This window comes from Heyndrickxia sp. FW510-T9, from assembly GCF_058781025.1.
Genome location: NZ_JBYSWK010000074.1, coordinates 1 through 16,371, shown reverse-complemented (window position 1 = coordinate 16,371; position 16,371 = coordinate 1). Strand labels below are relative to the sequence as shown.

Below are 16,371 nucleotides of genomic sequence, written 5' to 3'. Positions count from 1 at the left end.
CGAATGACAAGGTAACAAATAACACAACCATCTATGCCAAATGGGAAAAACAAAGCTATACTGTACATTTTGATACAGATGGAGGCAATAATGTCGCAGATGAAATGGTGAAGTATCAAGAAATAGCAACAAAACCAGCGGATCCAGTAAAGGAAGGCTTTACGTTCGAAGGTTGGTACACCGATACAACTTTCTTAACAGCATATAATTTTGATCAAGCGGTAACATCCAACTTGAATTTAGTAGCCAAGTGGAAAATCAACAGCTATACTGTAACCTTTGACTCCAATGGAGGAAATGTAGTACCAAACCGTATAGCGGAATACAATACGAACATAGAATCGCCAAAAGAACCAACGAAAACAGGTTATACTTTTACAGGTTGGTATAAGGATAGTGGTTTGACCGAAGCATGGGATTTTGCAAATGACAAGGTAACAAATGACACAAATCTTTATGCCAAGTGGAAAATCAACAGCTATACCGTAACCTTCGAATCTAATGGAGGAAGTGCAGTACCAAGTCGTATAGTGGAATACAACACGAACATAGAAGCGCCAAAAGAACCAACGAAAACAGGTTATATTTTTGCAGGTTGGTATAAGAATAAAGCACTGACCGAAGCATGGAATTTCGCAAGTGAAAAAGTAACTAATAACACTGTGCTTTATGTAAAATGGTTATCGAGTGATGCCACTTTGTCAGGCTTATCTATTTCCAATAATATTGCATTATCTCCTGATTTTAATCCAGCAATAGAGCACTATACAGCAAAAGTAGATAATGGTGTTTCTACTATATCGATTAAACCAATATTAGCAAATCAACATGCTACAATGACAATTAATGGGTCTATGAATCCTGGACCTATTAAATTATCAGTAGGTAATAATGATATTACCATCGTAATAACAGCTCAAAATGGAACAACCAAAACCTACACCATTACGGTGAAACGTTTACCTGCGGATGATCCAAACTCTCGCCAAGTAGATATTACTGTCGGCCAAGGACAGAATGGTACAGCGGCAAAGGTTGAAATTGTGCGCAAAATAGAAAATGGTGTAAAAGTCGATGAAGTCAATTTCGATGAAAATAAAGCCAAAGAGGTTGTCCAGAAAGCCATTGCTCAAAAACAAGATATTTCTACAATCATTTTGACTGATCTTCCGCAAAATATCGCTGATGAAATGAAAGTGAATATCTTGAAGAAGTCACTTGGCCAATTAGGAGATAACCATATCGCCTTACAAATCCAAACACCAAGCGTAACTGTTTCGCTTCCAAAAGATACGGTACAATCATTGAATCGACAAGGTAAGGATCTTTATTTCCGAGTAGTACCAATTCGGAAAGTAACGGATCAGAAAAAAGCGAATCAAGAAACGCTTTCATCAGCTTTAGTGAAGAAAGCAGTAGGAGACAAAACAAAAGATATTCATGTATATGGTAATCCAGTTACGATTGAAACGAATTATTCTAATTTAAAGACAGATGTTTTATTTCCGTTAAAAGATTTATCTCTACCATCTGATCCAGCAGCAAGAAAAGCTTTCCTAAACACATTACGTGTATATGTAAAGCATACAGATGGAACAGAGGAATTATTAAAGGGAGAAATTATAACAGATAAAAATGGATTACCTGTAAGCATAAAAATCCAAATTAGTAAATTTAGTACCTTTACAGTTCTTGGTGTTCCAAACAAAACTAGTGAGAATAAAGCACCAGTAGCTAGTCATGTCGCTATTTCGGGTGCAAAAGTAGTAGGCACTGTTTTAAAAGGAACGTACCTATATACAGATGCAGACCATGATTCACAAGGAGCATCGCTATTCCAGTGGTATCGAGCTGATAATAGTAAAGGGCAAAATAAACAAATCATAAAAGGGGCCGTACATTCAACTTATACACTAACGGCGAAAGATAAAGGAAAATATATCGGATTTGCAGTGACTCCGATTGCTTCTAAAGGAATCAAGAATGGTAAACCAGTGATGAGTATTTTCATCGGTAAAATCGGTACCAAAAATACAGCACCGTCTGTAAGTGGCGTGAAAATATTAGGGGAAGCAACAGTAGGAAAAACATTGCACGTTACCTATAAGTACCAAGACGCTGATGGAGATAAAGAAGGAAAATCAATCATTAACTGGTACAGAGTTACCAACGGTAAAAAACAACTTATAAAAGGTGCACATACATCTAGTTATAAACTAACGTCTAAAGATGTTACAAAACACCTCCTAGTAGAAGTGACTCCGATTGCAAAATCCGGCGTTAAAACAGGATTGAAAAAAGTAAGCGCCTTAAGCAAAGCAGTCAAACCGAAAAAAGTAAATTATAAGGGACACCTTGACTTAGGAGTAATTAAAAGTAAACCTTACGTCGAAAGAATTGGAACACTAATCAAAACAAAATATAACGGCCAAGTAACCATTAAAAAATCTGGAGTCTACTATAAACTCCAAGCCAATTTCAAAACAAAAAAACAAGCCAAAAAAGTAGCAATAGAATTGAAGAAAAAGAAACTCATCATCAATTACTACATTCGATGAGTGGGAAACAGGGGGACGGTTCTTGCGTTCCCCCTTTTCAATGCATTGTTCGGGCGAAACAGAAGCAGAAACAGGGGGACGGTTCTTGTGTTCCTCTTTATTTTATCAATGTTGGTGTATTGCTCGGAAACAGGGGGACGGTTCTTGTGTATCCCTCTTTTTAATCTATATTGGTGCAATGCTCAGAAACAGGGGGACGGTTCTTGTGTTTCCCTCTTTTTAATCCATATTTGGCGCATTGCCCCCATCTCTCGGTAACTTCCACAAAATGAAGGTTATACAATTCTTACGTAGTGGGTTGAGTACCTGTAACTCTCATAAAGTTGTGGAAAGATTTGAAGTAAATACTTTAGGAATAATGGTAATTGAATATCATGTAATGGCTGAAAAAGGGGTATGTAGCGGTTGATTTTTATGATGGTAGTATTTTGTATGATTTTAAAAATCATATAACTAAGATCTGAAATAATGAATTTAATAAGAAGAAGACTTTGGGGGACGTCTAGGTTCATGTCGCCGGAAGAATTGCAATTAGGCGCAAAAATAGACGGACGTAGAAATGTCTTTAACATATGTATGTCCCGACAATGGCATGTTTTTCAGTTCATAGAAACACAAACACATAATATTATTGAATAAACATGGGAACAGAAGAACCGTCCTCGTGTTTTTCCCATGTTTTCAACTATGTTTTCAGGAAACACGAGAACCGTCCCTGTGTTTCATAAAAATATTGTAGGATTTTGTCGAAAAAGCTAGAATAAACGAAAAAATTGTAATATGATATCTTTTGGAGATCGTGTGGTTATTTTTTACTAGTAACAACTGGTATTTTAGTCCTGGTTGTGTGGATTATTATTGTTATCTCTTAATATGATTTTAAACGGTATATTTCATAGGATCTCTGATACAAAATAAGAGTGAAATTCTAGAAGAAAGGAAGGAAGTAAGCCAGATATTGAGGCGGATTGTATGGGATTAAAAGTAGATATAAGTTTTGTGATAATAATATTTTTCATTGAGTTTTTGGTTATGTATTTCATTATGCGTAAAAAGCAAGTTGTTCTTTTGAAAAATCTAGAAAGTCAAAAGGATGTCGAATTAAAAAATGAGCTTCAAAACGCAATGGAGCAAGATGAGCTATTCTTGCTTTATCAGCCAAAGCTAAGTCTAACTACAGGGAAAATCGTAGGCATGGAAGCTTTGCTACGCTGGAAACATCCGGAGAAAGGGGTCATAACACCAGATAAATTTATTCCACTTGCAGAGGAAACAGGACTTATTCTACCGATTGGGGAATGGGTTTTGCGAACTGCATGTAAGCAAAATATGATGTGGCAGGAGTCCGGTCTTCCCCCGAGTGTGATATCCGTTAATCTTTCGGTTCGACATTTTTATCAGCCTGATTTAACCGAAATGATTAGAAAGATAATAGAAGAAACGAGGATTCATCCAGAATATCTAGAGCTTGAAGTGACAGAAAGTATGTTAATGAATATTCAGCACGGCATTATTGTTTTGAAGGAATTAAAAAGCTTAGGCGTACAAGTAAGTCTTGATGATTTCGGAACAGGTTATAGTTCTCTTCTTCATTTAAAAGAACTTCCTATAGATAAATTAAAGATTGACCAACTATTTATCAAAAATTGTATCGAGGATAGTAATGATGCAACGATTGTCAAAACAATAATTGGGATGGCACATCAATTAAATCTTACTGTTGTTGCCGAAGGAATTGAAACAATAGAACATCTTGTTTTCCTTCAAAGAAATTTATGTAATGAAGGACAGGGGTATTTATTTAGCAAACCGATACCACCTGACCAAATTGTACAAAAGTATGAAGTAATAGAACAATTCATTCCTCGAAACGGTATCCCGAAAGAGTTATCAAATCAGAAATGGATGGAAGAGGAATTACAACTAGCACGTCAAGAATTAGTGGATACGATTAGAAAGCAACAAGGAATGATTTTTAAGTTTATAAAAAAGGATGACAAATTTATTCATACAATATGGGATGGTGAATTACTTAATCATTTGGGGCTATTGCCCGAACAAATTATTGGAAAAGAACTAGCTGAATTTCTTCCTCATAAAATTGCTAATGAAATGACACGATTCTATCAAAGAGCATGGGATGGCGAGGATAAGGTAAGCTATGAAAGTGAGATAAACGGGATTTATTACATTGCTTCGTTACGCCCTATTCAAAGAGCGGGACAAGTAGTAGAAGTAATAGGTTCTGGTATCGATATTACCGAAAAAAAGAAGATAGAAGAGGCTTTAAAGCAAAGTGAATTTTCGTACCGTCTCATTGCAGAAAATATGAAGGATTTAGTATGTATATGTGATATAAATGGAAGAATAACATATGCATCCCCGTCCCATAAAATAGTATTGGGATTTTCTCCAAAATTGGATAATGAGAAATTGGACTATGACTGGGTCCATCCAGATGATACCCCACTTCTTCGACATAAATTTACTCAAATTATTTCAAGTAGAAAACCTGGTCAAATAGAGTTTCGCGTTAGACATGTAAACGGTCATTGGATTTATATTGAATCTCAACTTAATCCTGTGCTAGGGAAGCATGGCGAAGTTACCTATTTGGTAGTAGTTGGGCGCGATATTTCGGAGCGCAAGAAAACAGATGATTTTATTCAAAAGAATGGAATTTTATCGGTTGTAGGGCAACTGGCTGCAGGTATTGCACACGAAATTAGGAATCCTCTCACTTCTGTAAAAGGGTTTCTGCAAATAATGCAGCATGAAGCAAATGTACCGCATACCTATATTGATATTTCATTGTCAGAAATCAATGACATTGAAGTTATTATTAATGAATTCCTTTCTTTTTCCAAGCCACAAACAATGAAAATATCAAAAGTAAATATTCATAATCTAATTCAAATGGTTGTTAGATTGATTGAAACACAATCCATTTTAAAAAATGTGAATGTTGTACAAGACATGGATTCGGAATTGCCACTCATCTATTGTGATTATCGTCAGATCAAACAAGTTTTTATTAATATTCTTCATAATTCCTTAGATGCTTTATCTGAAGGAGGTACCATTACCATTCAGACAAAGAAATATGATTCGGAACATATAATCTTCTCTTTTATTGATAATGGTTGTGGCATATCGGAAGATCGTTTGCAAAAAATTGCAGAACCATTTTATAGCACTAAGGAAAAGGGAACGGGTTTAGGTTTAATGGTTTGTCATAAAATCATTGGAGAGCATAAGGGAATGATTAATATTACAAGTAAACCTAATCAAGGAACCACCGTTGAAATTATATTACCGATAAATCAAACGGAAGATTTTTGTGTGCAAAAAATTTAATATAAATGGAAATAAATAAAAAATAATTCATAAACAAGGGTGTTTATTATGAAATTAACTATTAGGAAAAAACTGACCCTATCTTTCTTAAGTATTGCTATCTTGTTAGGCATATCTAGTAGTATATCTGTCTACTATCTACATAAAATAGATGATTCGGATACTGATTTAATTAACCGTCGTGCAATTATTTTATCAAATGCACAACAATTACAAGTTCAGACGGAAAAACAACTCAGTAGTCTGCGGGGCTATCTTATTAAAAACGATTTACAATATAAAATGGATTTGCAAACAGCTAATGAAAAATCTACAAAGTTAATTAGTAGTACCATTAATTTAACGAGAAGAGATGTAGATAAAGATCGCCTTAATAACTTAAATAAGCTTAATCAGCAATTTAATCAAAAATATGAACAATTATTCAAAATGGTTCAAAATAATCAAAAGCAAGAGGACAGTATTTATTTTTATGAAAAGGAATTACTTCCGTTAGGAAAACAAATGGGGCCATTATCAGACGATTTGGCTAATGGACAGCAAAAATTAATGAATGAAGGTAGTAAAAGCAATTCTCAGATGGTCATCACAGCAGTTATGATTGTTTCCATTATTAGTATTATTGCTTTTCTATTGGCTATTACTATTGGATTAATGATGTCAAGCAGAATATCGAACCCTATAGTAAAAGTTGTAAAGGTAGCAGAGCAAATTGCGAAAGGTGATTTAACTCCGGATGATATTAAAGTGAAAAATAAAGATGAAATAGGTATTTTAGCAAAATCATTCAATCAAATGAAGGAAAATCTTCGTCTTTTAGTTAGCCAAGTAAGCTTAAGCGCCGAGCAAGTTGCCTCCGCCTCAGAAGAGCTAACCGCGAGTGCGGAACAAACTAGTCAAGCATCTGAAATGATAACTACTACCATACAAGAAATGGCAGCTAGCTCTGAAAAACAATCGGAAAGCGTGCATGAAAGTGTTGATTCTATGAATGAAATGTCATTTGATATTCACGAGATTGCAGAAAACGGTAAAGTAACTTCCGATTTTTCAAACCAAGCTTCAAAAAAAGCGATGGAAGGGAACCAAGCAATTCAGCATGCAGTAAAACAAATGGGCTCCATAAATTCTACTATGAGTGAGTTAGCACAAGTAGTTCATATGATGGATGAACATTCTAAGGAGATTGAAAAAATTATTGAAGTAATTACGACCATAGCATCGCAAACGAACCTCTTGGCACTTAATGCAGCGATAGAAGCTGCAAGGGCTGGAGAAAACGGTAAGGGATTTGCCGTAGTGGCAGAGGAGGTAAGAAACCTAGCTGAGCAATCATCTGAATCAGCGAGACAAATTACCCAATTAATTGCTAATATTCAAACCCATACTTCAGAAGCCGTTCAACAAATGGATGCCGGAGCATTGGAAGTTAGTCAAGGAACGCAATTAGTCGATACAGCTGGGAAATTATTTGAAGAAATTAAGAGTTCTGTCGATCATGTTGCATTCCAAATACAAGAGATTTCCGGGGCTTCCGAGCAATTGTCGGCAAGCACCTTAAAGGTGGTTCATTCTATTGATACTATTTCTACGGAATCACAAAAAGTTTCAGTAGAGTCACAAAACATATCATCCGCATCTGAAGAGCAATTGGCCTCGATGGAGGAAATCTCGGCATCAGCATCGTCCTTATCTAAAATGGCCGAAGAATTACAGAAGCTAGTCGGAAAATTTAAAGTGTAATCGTTCTAAAAGTTTTAAAGAATAATGATTGCTAATACGCTTTAAGAAAAAAATAATTAATATTTTATAGAATTTGAATACGTATAAAGGAATGAGGTGACATTTATTTGGGAAATAGGTTAGTAATACATAATCATAACAAAAAATACTATTCAACTATACGCTTAAGTCATAATCAAGTAAAAAAGTTATTGTTTCAGAATTTACGGTCTGTACAAAGTATATCAATTCCAATTTTAGAAGAAAAAGAATTTACAATGTCAAAGACACAAATTATAGACACATTAATGACAAATCTACAACGTAAAGAATTAGTTGAGCTTATTCATATGTTTTCAATCATTCGCGAAAGAAACTCTGAAATAAATCACTATTTAAAATATATTTTAATTGGAACTTTAGAATGGAAAGAATGTTAAGTTGCTGTGAAATATGCATTAATATTGGTTTTTCATACAATCGGGATTTATTAAATGAGAGAGGAATTTTATGAAGAAGGTACTAAGAGCAGTATTAATAATAATAACAACGATTTTACCCTTTGTATTATCTCTATTTGTTTTTACTGATGAATCAGATACTTTTTTATGGTCACTTTTAATTATACCAAGCTATCTCATTATAATATCATTTCCAAATTGGTTTGCGGCAATGTTGGTAATTGTTGGTTATGCAATCATACAATTCACAATGCAATTTCTTTACCTTAATGTTGACGATAAAGATACTGATAAGTTAGTAGTATTAATTTTAAACCCTGCCGTAAATATAAGTATTATATTGATCATTGCTTACTATAGAATTAAGGTAAAAAGCACTATGCAAAGGTTAGAAGAAATAAGTATTCGTGACCCATTAACAGGTGCTTATAATCGGCGATATCTTGTTCAAACAATGGAGAGTAATAACACAAATCCTTCTAAAATACTGAAACCATTACAAATTATTATATTTGACATCGATCATTTTAAAAATATTAACGACATGTATGGACATCTTTGTGGGGACGAAATATTAATACGATTAGTAGAAATGTTAAATACTCGAATCCGCAGAATGGATACACTAATTCGGATGGGTGGAGAGGAATTTGTTATATTGCTACCCGAAACAACTTTACAAAAAGCAGAAGAGATAGCAGAAGAGTTGCGTATACTGACAAATAACACACCATTTTATTACAACAATATCCAGATACCAATTACCATCAGCATGGGCATAGCCCAATACGACGAAAAATCCAACGGTAAATTTGTAGACCAAGCAGACCAAGCACTCTACCAAGCAAAAAAAAATGGACGAAATCAAGTAGCTGTTGCGAAACATGGGGACGGTTCTCGAGTTTCCATCTCTTACTGAAAAAAGCAGAATTTATTGCGGAAATACAAAGTAATAATAAAATCTCTGGTGGGATTTTTCTTTATGAAAATATCAATATGGTCGAACTTAGTAATGAAAAAAGCACTCTAAATACAGAGTGCTTTTTTCATTATAAAGGAGTAACCTACTCCTTGTTTGGCATTCTTCAGCCACCTTTAATGCAGGTAACATCCGAACTATTGATAGTATTGTTTAATTCATCAACAAGGCTTGGAAGGCTTATATCGGAAATTACTTGGTCCAAAGGCCTGTTTGTGGTAGTATCGATTCCATATTTAATGAAAACGCCTTGAGTTGTCGGCCAAGCTGAAATAATCCCAGCAACAGGCATATTACTTTGGATAACCATGGCTACACCTCCCATTCGTAGTTTTTGTTATTATACCTTATCGGGAAATAAATTCACAAAAAACAAGGGGCGGTTCTCATGTTTCCCCAGGAAACATGAGAACCGTCCCCTTGTTTCACTTGTTCCATCAAAGAAGGAATCTTTTAAAAATGCAGAAAATATAGTTGACTTAAAATAATGAAAGAAATAGAATGGTTATAACGTCATATCATTACTTGTTATAACGTTATGATGAATAATAAAATAGTAATGGGTGAAGTGGATGTCAAAAGGAATAATTAATAAAGATTCAAAGCTACCTTTGCATTATCAAATATTTGAGGATATCAAGAAGAAAATTATCGAAAAGGAATTACAAGAAGGCGATGCATTACCTTCAGAAGTTGAACTCCAAAAATTATACGAGGTTAGTAGAATTACAGTTCGTAGAGCAATACAAGATTTAGAATTCGAAGGATTAGTGAAAAAATATCAAGGAAAGGGGACTTTTGTTTCAACGATTAAGCATAATTATGATCTACGCAAACTAACAAGCTTTAGCGAAGATGTGAAGAAATACGGGGAAATATCCCTTTCGATCATTCGCGATTTCAAGATAGTTCAAGCAGATTATAAAATAGCTGAATCTTTGGATATTTTGGATGGTGATGATGTTTATTATCTTGAAAGAATTAGGCTAAGCGGTGATACAGTTGTTGGATTACACAAGGCTTATATTAAAATGTCTAGTAATTTCAAAATAACAAAATCCGAATTCAACGAATCTACTTCCTTGTATGAAACATTAAAGGCTAAAGGAGTGGAATTATCGTACGCTAATGAACTTTTAGAAGCTCAAATGCCATGCGATGAAGTCAAAGAAAGCTTGGGATTGAAGGATAATATCCCTGTTTTCTATAAAGAGCGGGTTACGTATGATTCATTGGATTCTCCAATTGAATATGTAGAAATGTTTTATCGTTCTGATATATACCAATACCGAGTAACACTAGATGTCAATGATATGAACTAAAAACGAGGCGAATAAAGATGAAAATTTATGATATCCATTCTCATTTAGGTAAAACTAGCTCCGGTGAAGAAAATACACCGAAAGAAATAGTGGAAGAATTAAAAAGATATGGTGTGACAAAAACAGGAATTAGCAGCTTGTCCGGCACTTCGACAAGAGCACAAAATGATCTGATTTATAATGCGATGTTGGAATACCCTGGAGTCATCGAAGGATACGGCTTCATTAATCCAAAGGCTCCAGATGCAATTGAGGAAGTCCATAAATGTTTAGGTGAATACAAAATGAACGGGATAAAATTTCATTCGTGGAAGCATGGATACTATCCTGACAACACACCAAGCTTATATGATATTTTTGCTGAAATTGAAAAATATGGTGTCCATGTACAAACACATGTTGGCACTGCGCCGCTTAGCACTCCATATGCTTGGGCTGAATATGCAAGAAAATTTCCGAAGATTGATTTTTTATTTACACACACCGGATACTATGAATTTGGATTATCTACTATTGAATCTATAAAGAAATTGGACAATGTATGGGTTGAGACTTCGGGACAAATGGATGTAGAAGTATTAAAAAAATCTATTGAAATTCTTGGTCCAGAACGTGTAGTTTTTGGGGTTGATTGGCCTTATAAACTAGTAAATATTGAAATTGAAAAATTCTATGAAATGAATATTCCGGAAGATAAGCTTGAATATATTTTTCATAAAAATGCCGAGTATCTATGGAGGTTATCAAATGATTAATATTTTGGTCGTTACACACGGCATGTTAGCAGAAGGATTAATCCATTCAGCAACAATGTTAATTGGTGAAGCCGAAGGGGTGGAATATCTCTCTTTCAAAAAAGATATGGGACAAGAAGAATTAATAGATGCCATGAACGAAAAAATGAAAGGGCTCCCAATTGACAATCAATTGCTAATATTTTGCGATATTATTGGTGGAACTCCTTTCAACGTATCTAGCCGCTTTTCTTTTAACAATGAAGATATTGCTGTTTTTTATGGAGTAAATTTACCTGTATTAGTTGAAGCTATCTTAACTCGTGAAGGAAAGAACCTTCAGGAACTATCCGCTTTATTGAATGAATCTAGTAAAAACAGCTTAGGTTTAAGCGAATTATAAGGAGTGGGATAAATGAACATTACTGTATTTAGAATTGATGACCGTTTAATTCATGGACAAATTGTAACCGCATGGATTGCGTATGCGAACGCAGAGCAAATTATTGTGGCAGATGATAAAGCTGCTAATGATGATTTTCAAAAATCTCTATTAAAGATGGCAACGCCAAACAATATTAATCTTCAAATTTTAACAATAGATGAAGCGATTCAAATAATAAAAGAAGATACTGGCAATACGAAAACTCTCTTATTAGCAAGAGGGCCGAAAGAAGCACTGCAGCTTATTGAAGGAGGTGTTGGTGCAGAGGATATTAATATTGGAAATATCAATATGAAAAAAGGAAAGTCAAAAATTCTGGGCAACTTGTGGGTAGATGAAGAGGACGTAAGCAATTTTAGAAAATTAGCTGAGAAAGGCATTCGTCTTGAAGTTCGTACGGTTCCAAATGAACGCAGTCAAGATGTTATAAAGCTTCTAAATAAAATGTAACATGTAGGGGGAGAAACAATGAGTATACTTTGGCAAGCAATTTTGGTTGGTCTATTTGTAACAATCGCTTTTATTGATTCTCATACTTTCCAAACTCATATCTTTAGGCCAATATTTGTTGGGCCAATCGTTGGCTTAATTATGGGTGATGTTCATACCGGCTTGGCAGTTGGTGTCACGGTAGAATTAATGTTCCTTGCGGTTATTTTCGTAGGAACAGCTAACCCGCCCGATCCAACGCTCAGTACGGCAATTGCGGTTGGTATTGCCGTTCTCGCTGGAGGTGGGACAAAGTTGGCGGTAGCTACTGCCCTTCCTGTTTCCTTTATTGGACAAATTGCAACCACCTTCCAAAACACAGTAATAAATGTATATTTTATGCGGAGGGCGGAAAATGCTATTTCCAAGTTAAATATACGTGGTTTAGTCTTGAATAATACTATTTTTCCAATGTTAATGAATGCTGTTTTATATGGTATCCCTGCATTCTTGGCGATTTATTTCGGAGCAGGTTTTGTTCAACATATTATAGATGCCATTCCAGGAAAAATCATTACTGGTTTATCCGTAGGTGGGGCGATGATTGGTGCAGTCGGATTTGCACTATTATTAACGACTATCCAAGTTAAAAAATTCTGGCCGTTTCTATTCTTAGGCTTCTTCTTTGCCTCCTATCTGCAAATTAATATGATTGGGATTGCCTTATTAGCTGTAATTTGTGTGTCGTTGTATTACTATCTGAAGATTGCTGATAATAAATCAGCAACTTAAGGGGAGTGTGACAAATATGGGGAACGAACAAACAAAGAAGTTAACGAAAAAGGATTTATGGAAGGTTTTTTGGAATCAAATGACCATCCGTGCTGCCAACAACTATGAACGTCAACAAAATGCAGGTTTTACCCAAGCAATGATGCCTGTTATTGAAAAAGTATATGATGATCCGGAAGAAAAAGAAGAGGCTTATGCAAGGCATATGGAATACTTTCTAACAAATGACATCACATCTGCGATTCCAGTTGGAGTAGCTGCGGCAATGGAAGAAAGATATGCAACGGAAAGAGATATTGATCCTGGTTCAATTAACGCTGTAAAAACAGCTTTAATGGGCCCATTAGCCGGATTGGGGGATTCTCTCCTTAATGGTACTGCAAGACCAATTCTTGCCGGATTAGCAATATCATTAGTTAGTGCAGGTGCTGGATGGATAGGGCCGATTATGTTTGTCATAGGCATGGCAATTGTCTCCCTTGGAATTCGTTATCTAGGAGTTTTCCAAGGTTATAAACAAGGGGTTAAATTTGTTGAAAAGATTCAATCATCCGGGTTAATTAGTAACATTTCAGAGTTGGCCGGGATTGCAGCATATATTATTGTAGGTGGCTTCATACCTCTATTAGTGACTATGAATATCCCAATTAAATACACTTCCGGACATACCACGATTAGTATTCAGGAAACACTTGATAACTTAATGCCAGGTATCTTGGGACTACTCTATACTGGGTTAATGTATTATCTTATTTCTAAGAAAAAGGTTTCTGCAATCAAATTAATTTTCTTTACGATGATTTTTGGAATAGTCGGTGTTTATCTCGGGATATTAGGATGATTTTTTAAAAAAAGCATTGGGATGCTATGTAGTAGACCAATGCTATTATGTATAAATATTTCAATGTAGAAATAAGAAGGTGTGAAATATGAAAATCGATATACATGCGCATATAAGACGAGATAGCGAGACTCTTGAATATCTTGAAAATGAATTACTAGACGATATGAAACGAAATCAAATTTCTTTAAGAGTAGTATCGGCGTTAGAAGGAAAATCGATCAAAGACCAGAATAACTACATTTCCGAGTTAGTCACCAGGCATCCGGATAAGTTAATTGGATGTGCTGTTATTAATCCAAAAGAAGATGATGCGATTCAAGAAACCAAACGTGTGTTATCGCTCCCAGGAATAAAAATGATTGAGTTTAACTCGCTGGAGCACGGCTACTATCCTGATAGCCATCCGAAAATCGATCCAATTTTGGATATCATTGAAGAAAGCAGGATCCCAGTTAAAGTTTTTACAGGAATTGGAGCGAGAACAATGCCTCAGCAATGGGCAGTCCATGCCGAAAAACGTCCTTACTTAAATTTTATTTTTCTTCATATGGGATGCTTTGATTATGGCTACGCATGTGTAGATTTGGCAAGGGAATATGAAAATATTTATCTTGAAACATCGAATCAATATGAAGTTCAAATTTTGAGAAAAGCTTTTTCTAAGCTGCCGAAAGAAAAGCTGGTATTTGGCTCGTCTTTCCCTAATGTTTTTACCAAATGCTCGATAGATGTCTTTGATATGTTTCACTTAGAAAAAGATTATCTCGAAGGTGTTTATGAAGGAACTGCCAAAAAATTACTGAATTTTTCATAATTGCTACCCTAGATATAACGGAAAAAGGGGGAAATTCTATATGGACCAAGAGAAGATAAAGGTAAGAAGTCTTTTACCAATTAAAGCGCAGCCACTATTTGATGATATTGTTGAGCAAAAAGTTTTAGGTGCAAGTAATCATATTTTTATGATTGGCAATATGATTGAATCAATCGCATTGGAAGGCAAGAATAATAATGATGAAGTAAAAGACATTGTAAATCGAATTCAAGCTGTCACATCCTTCTTTGTAAAAACGAGAGGGGAAGCAAGTCAAGCAATTAGTAATGCGATCTTACTAATGACTAAAAATATGGAGCTTTTAGTAGAAGAGAGTCTACCAGAGGCTGTTGACAAAATTATTCATACAAAGAATAATTACCTATCTACTTCTAAAAATGCTATTGAAAAAGTTGTTGGATATGCCAGTAAATGGGTGGAAGCAGAGTCGGTGAAAAATATACTAGTCTATGATTATTCAAGTACGGTTGATAAACTATTGAAAAACATAGGGGGGAAGGATCGACATTATACGATTTATATTCCCGAAAGCAGAGTGATTAATGGTGGCTTGCCGTTTGTTGAGACCTGTCAGGAGGCACAGCATACAATAAAATTTTTCCCCGATGCAGCTCTAGTATATTACTTAAAGGATTGCGATGTGGCATTTATGGGAGCAGAGACATTCTTCCCTGATGGGACAGGCTTTAATACAACTGGTTCCGATATAGTCGGACTTGCATGTGACTATTATAATATACCACTATATTTTCTAACTCCTTTAATAAAATTAGATATCCGCCCGATTTATGGGTATAAAAAAGAGCTAGTGATTGTGGATACAAAAGAAAAGCTAACAAGCTATTGGGATAATCCTACCATAGCGGAAAATATAAATTTCGAATCCCCTGAATTATTAGGTGTTCAACCTAACCATATTACCGGTTATATTACAGAAAAAGGCATTATTCCTACCGAGCAAATGTTTCAAGTAAGTCTGGACTACTATAAGGAAATCGGAGGAGAGATATAATGGGGGATGTATTTAAACCAAATTGTCATGTGTTGTCGATGATTCAACCTGAACCTCTACCTGGTAGTTATCGGCACACTGATAGAACAATCGATGAAATTGTCTATCAATCTTTGAAGGAAACCGAAATGGTTCAAAAGAATGGGTTCGACGGAATTATTATTCAAAACATGAATGATATGCCCATCAAGCAACATTCTGAACCGGAAGCAATTGCTTACATGTCTCGAATTGCGTACGAAATAAGAAAAGAGTTTCCTCAATTGACCATGGGGATATTAATGAATTGGGACGGAGTATCTGGATTAGCAGTGGCAGATGCAGTAGGTGCAGACTTCGTAAGGGTGGAACATCTTTTTACAGGAGCTAGCGTCACAAGTGCAGGAATTCTTGAAGCGCAGTGTGTAGATATCGCTAAATTAAGGAAAAGAATTCGGACGAAGGTTCCGGTTTACGCAGATATATATGAAATTCACGGAGTCCCACTAGGAAGAAAACCAATTGAAGATGCTGCATGGGAAGCCGTTCACGAGGCATTTGCTGATGGTCTTTTTATCTCGGGAAAAACAAAAGAAGAAAGTATTGAAATGATTCAAAAGGTTAGAACCAAATTACCAACTACTCCGATATTATTAGGCGGAGGTGCAACAGGTCATAACATTAATGAATTACTCCAACACTACGATGGAGTATCCGTCGCTACCTGGATCAAAAATGGAAACATGAAAAACCCAATCGACCCAGAAAAAGCAAAAATGTTCATGGAAGAAGCTAACAAAGCAAAGAAAGTGAAACAGGGGGACGGTTCTGCCGTTTCTTAAAGCGATGAGTGCAGGTGGAAACATGGGGACGGTTCTTGCGTTTCTAGGAAACGCAAGAAC

The 16,371-nt window shown here is 35.4% G+C and carries 15 protein-coding genes and 1 pseudogene; 15 read left to right on the top strand and 1 reads right to left on the bottom strand.

Going from position 1 to position 16,371, the window contains the following annotated elements; translation table 11 throughout:
* The 6 genes and pseudogenes from AC3WJF_RS21795 to AC3WJF_RS21770 all read left to right on the top strand — a co-directional run.
* On the top strand, positions 1-2,558 hold a 2,558-nt coding region (locus tag AC3WJF_RS21795), incomplete at its 5' end, for an InlB B-repeat-containing protein (protein WP_492455986.1).
* A gap of 386 nt (positions 2,559-2,944) precedes the next feature.
* Positions 2,945-3,131, top strand: a pseudogene (locus tag AC3WJF_RS21790) (serine/threonine protein kinase); the annotation flags it as partial.
* Between the two features lie 459 nt (positions 3,132-3,590).
* On the top strand, positions 3,591-5,915 hold the full coding sequence (locus tag AC3WJF_RS21785; protein WP_492455984.1) for an EAL domain-containing protein: 2,325 nt from the start codon (positions 3,591-3,593) through the stop codon (positions 5,913-5,915).
* Between the two features lie 48 nt (positions 5,916-5,963).
* Positions 5,964-7,658 carry a methyl-accepting chemotaxis protein gene (locus AC3WJF_RS21780; RefSeq protein ID WP_492455982.1) on the top strand — a complete coding sequence of 565 codons (1,695 nt, stop codon included), beginning with the start codon at positions 5,964-5,966 and terminating at the stop codon, positions 7,656-7,658.
* A gap of 107 nt (positions 7,659-7,765) precedes the next feature.
* The gene (locus AC3WJF_RS21775) at positions 7,766-8,077 is read left to right on the top strand and encodes a hypothetical protein (protein WP_492455980.1); all 312 of its coding nucleotides are present in this window, start codon (positions 7,766-7,768) and stop codon (positions 8,075-8,077) included.
* Positions 8,078-8,147: 70 nt separating this feature from the next.
* Positions 8,148-9,017, top strand: coding sequence for a GGDEF domain-containing protein (locus AC3WJF_RS21770; RefSeq protein WP_492455978.1), 870 nt, complete (start codon positions 8,148-8,150; stop codon positions 9,015-9,017).
* 166 nt (positions 9,018-9,183) lie between these two features.
* On the opposite strand, the gene AC3WJF_RS21765 is transcribed toward AC3WJF_RS21770, so the two are convergent.
* A complete protein-coding gene (locus AC3WJF_RS21765; protein WP_492455976.1) occupies positions 9,184-9,387 on the bottom strand; it encodes a hypothetical protein in 204 nt (67 codons plus the stop codon).
* Positions 9,388-9,649: 262 nt separating this feature from the next.
* Between AC3WJF_RS21765 and AC3WJF_RS21760 the strand changes: the two genes are divergently transcribed.
* From AC3WJF_RS21760 to AC3WJF_RS21720, 9 genes are all read left to right on the top strand, one after another.
* Complete coding sequence (locus AC3WJF_RS21760) at positions 9,650-10,399, top strand: GntR family transcriptional regulator (protein ID WP_492455974.1); 750 nt, start codon at positions 9,650-9,652, stop codon at positions 10,397-10,399.
* 17 nt (positions 10,400-10,416) lie between these two features.
* Positions 10,417-11,154, top strand: a complete 738-nt coding sequence (locus tag AC3WJF_RS21755; protein WP_492455972.1) for an amidohydrolase family protein — start codon at positions 10,417-10,419, stop codon at positions 11,152-11,154.
* Positions 11,147-11,536, top strand: a complete 390-nt coding sequence (locus tag AC3WJF_RS21750) for a PTS sugar transporter subunit IIA (RefSeq protein WP_492455970.1) — start codon at positions 11,147-11,149, stop codon at positions 11,534-11,536. Before AC3WJF_RS21755 ends, AC3WJF_RS21750 begins: the two co-directional genes overlap by 8 nt.
* A 12-nt stretch (positions 11,537-11,548) precedes the next feature.
* Positions 11,549-12,028, top strand: a complete 480-nt coding sequence (locus tag AC3WJF_RS21745) for a PTS sugar transporter subunit IIB (RefSeq protein ID WP_492455968.1) — start codon at positions 11,549-11,551, stop codon at positions 12,026-12,028.
* Positions 12,029-12,046: 18 nt separating this feature from the next.
* Entirely contained in the window at positions 12,047-12,799 is a 753-nt protein-coding gene (locus tag AC3WJF_RS21740) for a PTS mannose/fructose/sorbose/N-acetylgalactosamine transporter subunit IIC (RefSeq protein ID WP_492455966.1), read from the top strand.
* A 16-nt stretch (positions 12,800-12,815) separates the two neighbouring features.
* Positions 12,816-13,640 carry a PTS system mannose/fructose/sorbose family transporter subunit IID gene (locus AC3WJF_RS21735; RefSeq protein ID WP_492455964.1) on the top strand — a complete coding sequence of 275 codons (825 nt, stop codon included), beginning with the start codon at positions 12,816-12,818 and terminating at the stop codon, positions 13,638-13,640.
* 88 nt (positions 13,641-13,728) lie between these two features.
* On the top strand, positions 13,729-14,457 hold the full coding sequence (locus AC3WJF_RS21730) for an amidohydrolase family protein (RefSeq protein ID WP_492455962.1): 729 nt from the start codon (positions 13,729-13,731) through the stop codon (positions 14,455-14,457).
* A 40-nt stretch (positions 14,458-14,497) separates the two neighbouring features.
* Complete coding sequence (locus AC3WJF_RS21725; RefSeq protein ID WP_492455960.1) at positions 14,498-15,490, top strand: IF-2B domain-containing protein; 993 nt, start codon at positions 14,498-14,500, stop codon at positions 15,488-15,490.
* Positions 15,490-16,311 carry a BtpA/SgcQ family protein gene (locus AC3WJF_RS21720; protein ID WP_492455958.1) on the top strand — a complete coding sequence of 274 codons (822 nt, stop codon included), beginning with the start codon at positions 15,490-15,492 and terminating at the stop codon, positions 16,309-16,311. Before AC3WJF_RS21725 ends, AC3WJF_RS21720 begins: the two co-directional genes overlap by 1 nt.
* The last annotated feature ends 60 nt before the right edge of the window (positions 16,312-16,371 follow it).

Bases quoted from the DNA above. Each gene is read 5' to 3' on its own strand.
- AC3WJF_RS21785 (WP_492455984.1), top strand. From the start codon at position 3,591: ATGTATTTCATTATGCGTAAAAAGCAAGTTGTTCTTTTGAAAAATCTA.
- AC3WJF_RS21780 (WP_492455982.1), top strand. From the start codon at position 5,964: ATGAAATTAACTATTAGGAAAAAACTGACCCTATCTTTCTTAAGTATT.
- AC3WJF_RS21770 (WP_492455978.1), top strand. From the start codon at position 8,148: ATGAAGAAGGTACTAAGAGCAGTATTAATAATAATAACAACGATTTTA.
- AC3WJF_RS21765 (WP_492455976.1), bottom strand. From the start codon at position 9,387: ATGGTTATCCAAAGTAATATGCCTGTTGCTGGGATTATTTCAGCTTGG.
- AC3WJF_RS21760 (WP_492455974.1), top strand. From the start codon at position 9,650: ATGTCAAAAGGAATAATTAATAAAGATTCAAAGCTACCTTTGCATTAT.
- AC3WJF_RS21755 (WP_492455972.1), top strand. From the start codon at position 10,417: ATGAAAATTTATGATATCCATTCTCATTTAGGTAAAACTAGCTCCGGT.
- AC3WJF_RS21750 (WP_492455970.1), top strand. From the start codon at position 11,147: ATGATTAATATTTTGGTCGTTACACACGGCATGTTAGCAGAAGGATTA.
- AC3WJF_RS21745 (WP_492455968.1), top strand. From the start codon at position 11,549: ATGAACATTACTGTATTTAGAATTGATGACCGTTTAATTCATGGACAA.
- AC3WJF_RS21740 (WP_492455966.1), top strand. From the start codon at position 12,047: ATGAGTATACTTTGGCAAGCAATTTTGGTTGGTCTATTTGTAACAATC.
- AC3WJF_RS21735 (WP_492455964.1), top strand. From the start codon at position 12,816: ATGGGGAACGAACAAACAAAGAAGTTAACGAAAAAGGATTTATGGAAG.
- AC3WJF_RS21730 (WP_492455962.1), top strand. From the start codon at position 13,729: ATGAAAATCGATATACATGCGCATATAAGACGAGATAGCGAGACTCTT.
- AC3WJF_RS21725 (WP_492455960.1), top strand. From the start codon at position 14,498: ATGGACCAAGAGAAGATAAAGGTAAGAAGTCTTTTACCAATTAAAGCG.
- AC3WJF_RS21720 (WP_492455958.1), top strand. From the start codon at position 15,490: ATGGGGGATGTATTTAAACCAAATTGTCATGTGTTGTCGATGATTCAA.